Genomic DNA, 5,251 nt, shown 5'->3' with positions numbered 1-5,251 from the left:
AACGGATTTGGCTTTATTGAGGCTGCTGCAACAAGATGCAAAAATGAAACATAAGGAACTGGCAGCAGAGCTTGGCCTGACCATTACACCGATATACGAGCGTATAAAGAGGTTAGAAAAATCCGGAGTAATCAAACAATATGTTACACTACTTGACCCGGCAAAAATTGGAAAAGAGCTGATCAGTTTTAGTATGGTCACTTTAGAAAAGCACTCTCAAACCTATTTGAAAGAGTTTGAAAAAGCGGCTATGAAAATAGAAGAGGTGATGGAGTGTTACCATCTTGCCGGAGAGTATGACTACCTGCTTAAAGTTGTGGTGAAAGACATGAATAGCTATCAGCAATTTATTGTCAATAAATTATCGGCCATAAATAATGTGGGACAAGTACAGAGCTCATTTGCACTTTCCACACTTAAGGCCACGACAGCTTATGCTCTATAATTTTATTTTATTATGAAAGGAGACTCTCGATGTCTTCTTTTGAGAGGCTTTTTACGAAGCTTTCTTCAGTATTTATGAGGTCGCTAGCCAGTTTCTTTTTATGACTTTGTAGGGCCAGTATTTTCTCTTCTACCGAGTTTCTGGTGATGAATTTATAAGTAAATACTTTATTTTCCTGACCGATTCGATGGGCTCGGTCTACTGCCTGAGCTTCTATGGCAGGATTCCACCAAGGATCTAAGATAAATACATAATCTGCCTGAGTCAGGTTGAGGCCTAAACCACCAGCTTTCAATGAAATTAAAAATACTTTAAGATTTTCATCATTTTGGAATCGCTCTACTTGCTCTTTTCTATCCTTGGTAGACCCATCGAGATAGGCAAAATCGACACCTTCTTTTTTGAGGTAGCTCGACATAATTTTAAGGTGCTTTACAAACTGGCTAAATATTAAAACCTTGTGATTTTCTTGCATGGCATTTTCCAGGAGGGCTTTTACATCCTCCATTTTGCCGGAATCTCCCTCATAATCTACGTCTACCATCTTAGGGTGGTTGGCAATTTGGCGTAGTTTGGTAAGGCCTTGCAATAAGAGTAGTTGTGATTTACTTAACCCTTTAGATTCAATGTTTTCAAGAATCTTATTTCGGTATTGCGATTTTACCTCTTCGTATTCTTTCTCCTGATCAGGAGTCATCTCACTATACTGCACGTTTTCTACCTTTTCTGGTAGCTCGGTCGCAACCTGTGATTTATGACGTCTCAATATGAAAGGCTTAATAATAGAATTCAGCTTCTTTATCTTAGACTCGTCCTGCTTCTTCTCTATCGGGTTTAAAAATTCGTTTTTAAAGAAGCTTTGAGAGCCAAGTAGTCCAGGATTTATAAAGTTCATCTGAGACCACAAATCCATGGTGCTGTTTTCGAGTGGTGTACCAGTAAGGATTAGTCTATTTCTGCATTTAAGCTTTCTCACCGATTTGGCAATATTAGAGCTAGGGTTTTTTATGGCCTGAGACTCATCTAATATCACATAGTTAAAATAGAAAGTCGACAAGAGCTCAATATCTAACCTTACGATACCATAGGAAGTAATTATAATATCGTACTTGCTAAACTTCTCTGGGTTTTTCTCTCTATTAGTGCCTGTATAAGTGAAGACTTTAAGGTTTGGCGTAAAGCGTTTGGCCTCCATCTCCCAGTTATAAACTAAAGAAGTCGGCATAATGAGTAGCGAAGTACCTTCAGCTCCGGCTTCTTTTTGTGATTGCAGCAAAGCGAGAGTCTGTACTGTTTTACCAAGACCCATGTCATCGGCCAGACAGCCACCAAATTTGTAACTTCTTAAAAACTGCATCCAATCATAACCCGCCTTCTGGTAAGGCCTTAGGTCACCTTTAAATTGAGCAGGAGTTTCGAACTCATCCATACGATCAAACCCGCGAAGCTTTTCGAGTTTATTACTCATATTCACTTCGGCAAGGTTTCCTGCTTCCAGATCCTTGACTAAGGCTAAATGATGTTTTTTAAGCTTAGGTACTCCGTTTTCATCTTCTTCTGTAAAAGCAAAAAGCTCCGAATACTCAGTTATCCATGATTCAGGAATAACTGCGATCTGACCATTTGGTAACTCAATCTCATGATTTTTCTTCATGATCATCTTTCTAAGCTGCTTAAAGCTTATTTCATAGTCACCAAACTTTACTACTGCGTGTATGTCAAACCAATCTATATTCTCTCGTACCTCAACTTTTATCTTGTATTCTCCGATGAAGTATTTCTTAGATGATTTGCCTTTTTGCTCAATCTTAAAGCCTCTGTTTTCAAGGTCTGTGCGCTCATTATCTAGCCATGCAAACGCCTTGGTTTTAGGCATCGCTATTCGCGATCCTTTCAAAGGAAGGCCAGAAGACACCAGGTAGTTTATAGTCTCTTTTTCATCATCCAGCTTTCGCTTTACACGATGAAAGATATAGTCGTTCTTTGTTTTCTCAACCGACACGCTAACAGGGCCAATATTATCAGCTTTAAACTGAAAAGGGCCGTATTTAAATGCTAGCTCAAAAAGAATTTTCTCACTCTCTGTCTTTGCTTCACCATTTTCTTCAAAGAGTGACATATTGCCACTATTTGATTGCAGCTCAGATAGGGTAAGTATCGGCAAAGGGTCGTAGTGCTCACTGTTAATCTCAAAGCCTTTTGCATATACATCAAAAGAGGCTACCAGTGGTGCTACGAACTTATTGTAATATGTCTCCTCGACATTGCGAGGGATAACGATAAATTTTTTATTGAGAAACGGCATAAGTTTTTTGCCGTCAACGTCTTTTTCAAAGGAATATAATTTGCCTGCGAGTACCATCCATGCAGGGTTTTTACAAATTATATAAGCGCCTTTGTATTGAAAATCGACTTTCTCACCATTATGCTTGATGGTAGGGAAGTAATGTGTATTATCTTCATTTCTCCGGAAATGGAAAAGAATGGTCGCTTTTTCCTGTAAGACTTCAATCTGACGCCATGCCGGCTCGCCATCATTACCCATCTCAAAAACCATTTTGCCTTTGAGGTTTTCCAGGATTTTGGCACGTCTACGCTCCAGGTAACTTTCTATTTCCGTTTGCAGAAGCTCATTTCCCTTTTCCTTGTCATAGATTTTAGGAAAGTAATCTTCGGGCTTGATGATTTTGCCATTATTGAATTTCTTAATGACAGCATCCTGCTGCATCTCATCAATGGTGTCGATGAGCGTATAGTCAGTATCATCTAATCTAGACTCAAACTCACGCGCATTTTTAGAAGAAATATTCTGATGCTGCAAGGTGAGTTTTCCCTTATCGTCTAAGTGCACCACAAATGACTCAAATAAGTAGCCAAGGTACTCGTGCTGGTACAGCGAATAGATGATCTGAAAAGGTTGAGCAGCGGAAACTTTCATATATTACATAGCAAACAGAAATTGCAAATTAAGCATTTTAAACCAATTTAGGGACATTTTTGAGGTGACATTTCCTCTTAAAAGGCACATGGTAAGTTAAAATGCCTTTTTGCCAGATGGATGGTATACGGGCATTTTGGGTAAAAAGTTAGCTTATTTTTTAAGCATCTGATAGTCAAAAACTTACATCGCGCTATAAAAATTCTACGTTATTATAGCGTGTAGCAATTACAGCAGGTCGGTAAGAGATAATAACCGTAATAAGAATTAGACTGAGAGAAGTATATATAAAGTCCATGAGCTGCATTTCTACAGGATAATTCTCTAATACTGAGGTTTCCATGCCCATAGAAATAAGTCCGAATGTTTGCTGTGCCCAACAGATGACTCCTCCAATTAATAGTCCCATGGCTGCCCCGCCTAATGATATGATCGCACCCTCTGCTAAAAAGATCGATTTTATAAGTTGGTTGTTGGCGCCCATGGCAAAAAGGATAGAAATATCCTTTTTCTTGTCTAAAGCTAACATGGTTAAAGCAAAGAAAATGTTGATAGCGCCAATAGCCAGGATGAAAGAGAAGGCTATAAACACAAATAGTTTCTCCAATTTCAAGATTTTGTATAAATCAGCGTGCTGTTCTTCATTGTCCAAAATTGAAAACTGATCGCCTAATGTGGCTTTAAGATTGGCTTTCACATCACCTATATCATAGTCAGGGTCAGTTTTGATTTCTAATGAAGTGCGTTTATCGCCATAATTAAGCAGCGACTCTGCAAAATCAAGTGGTACGAAAATATAGTTTTCGTCATAGTTCTTTTCTATGGCAAATACACCCCCCGGCAAGATATTGCGACTAGAGTATAGGTTGCTTACATCTATAGACCCGGGCTTTACATCTTTGATGAAATGGATCTTGAGCGGATGCAAATCATTATTTATCATAATTGACAGCGCATACTGCACGCCCCGGCCTATAATGGCATAATTTACATTACCGTCTTTGAGCTTTAATTCGCCACTTACAATTGAGCTATCAAGTCTATGCTGGTCAAGAAAATTATCACTTACGCCTTTAATTGTCACGACCATATCAGCCTCTCGATACATCACATAGGCATAGTCTTCAATTACTTCGGTGAGTATTTCGACTCCTTCTGTTTCTTCTATTTCTGTTTTTAGAGAATCGGAAAGTACAAATGATTTTCCCTCTTTGAGTTCGACTTTTATTTGAGGATCAAAAGAGCCATATAGTGACCTTAAAAGCCCCTCTAGGCCATTGAATACTGATAAAACTATAATGAGTGCAGCCGTGCAAATAGCCACTATCAGCATAGAAATGATGGAAATGATATTGATGAAATTTCTCTTTCTTTTAGAAAAAAAGTACTTCTTCGCTATGAATAGAGAAAGTTTCAAATAATAGCAGGCTTAATCTTTTGATTCATCTTCCTCATCACCATCAGCAGGAGGAATATCGAGATTATCTATAATCTCATCTATACGGCTGGCTTTTTCTTCTACCTCATCGATAATGAAGATTAGCTCAGGTATAATTCTTACTTGCTTGCCTATTTTATTTCCCAGCTCCTTTCTGATTTCGCTTTTGCGATCAGATATTTTGTCGAGTAGGGCCTCCTTGTCTTTAACAAGCATCATGGAGAGGTATATCTTTGCAATACTTAAATCAGGCGACATTTTCACATCAACAACACTTACGAATGTATTAGTGAAAATACCCATTTTATCTTTTTGGAAGATATCGCTAATATCTCTCTGGATAAGTCTGGAATACTTTTGTTGTCTGGTACTTTCTTGCATAGTGCAAATATCCCATTATATTTATTTTTTTCTCAATATTCATCTATTT

The 5,251-nt window shown here is 38.2% G+C and carries 4 protein-coding genes; 1 reads left to right on the top strand and 3 read right to left on the bottom strand.

Going from position 1 to position 5,251, the window contains the following annotated elements; all coding sequences use genetic code 11:
* Positions 1-445: Lrp/AsnC family transcriptional regulator (locus E1176_RS06650; RefSeq protein WP_343030510.1), on the top strand; the 445-nt coding region annotated here is incomplete at its 5' end.
* 10 nt (positions 446-455) lie between these two features.
* Here the strand turns inward: E1176_RS06650 and E1176_RS06645 are convergent.
* From E1176_RS06645 to rbfA, 3 genes are all read right to left on the bottom strand, one after another.
* Positions 456-3,383, bottom strand: coding sequence for a DEAD/DEAH box helicase (locus tag E1176_RS06645; protein WP_155209820.1), 2,928 nt, complete (start codon positions 3,381-3,383; stop codon positions 456-458).
* 193 nt (positions 3,384-3,576) lie between these two features.
* Positions 3,577-4,800 carry an ABC transporter permease gene (locus tag E1176_RS06640; RefSeq protein ID WP_246205954.1) on the bottom strand — a complete coding sequence of 408 codons (1,224 nt, stop codon included), beginning with the start codon at positions 4,798-4,800 and terminating at the stop codon, positions 3,577-3,579.
* Between the two features lie 12 nt (positions 4,801-4,812).
* Positions 4,813-5,202, bottom strand: a complete 390-nt coding sequence (gene rbfA, locus E1176_RS06635; RefSeq protein WP_155209819.1) for a 30S ribosome-binding factor RbfA — start codon at positions 5,200-5,202, stop codon at positions 4,813-4,815.
* Positions 5,203-5,251: the final 49 nt, after the last annotated feature.

The organism is Fulvivirga aurantia (assembly GCF_009711475.1).
Taxonomy (GTDB): Bacteria; Bacteroidota; Bacteroidia; order Cytophagales; family Cyclobacteriaceae; genus Fulvivirga; species Fulvivirga aurantia.
This window is presented reverse-complemented; position numbering and strand designations above follow the sequence as displayed.

Excerpts from the sequence above, each read along its gene's own strand:
- rbfA (WP_155209819.1), bottom strand. The coding sequence starts at position 5,202 with ATGCAAGAAAGTACCAGACAACAAAAGTATTCCAGACTTATCCAGAGA.
- E1176_RS06645 (WP_155209820.1), bottom strand. The coding sequence starts at position 3,383 with ATGAAAGTTTCCGCTGCTCAACCTTTTCAGATCATCTATTCGCTGTAC.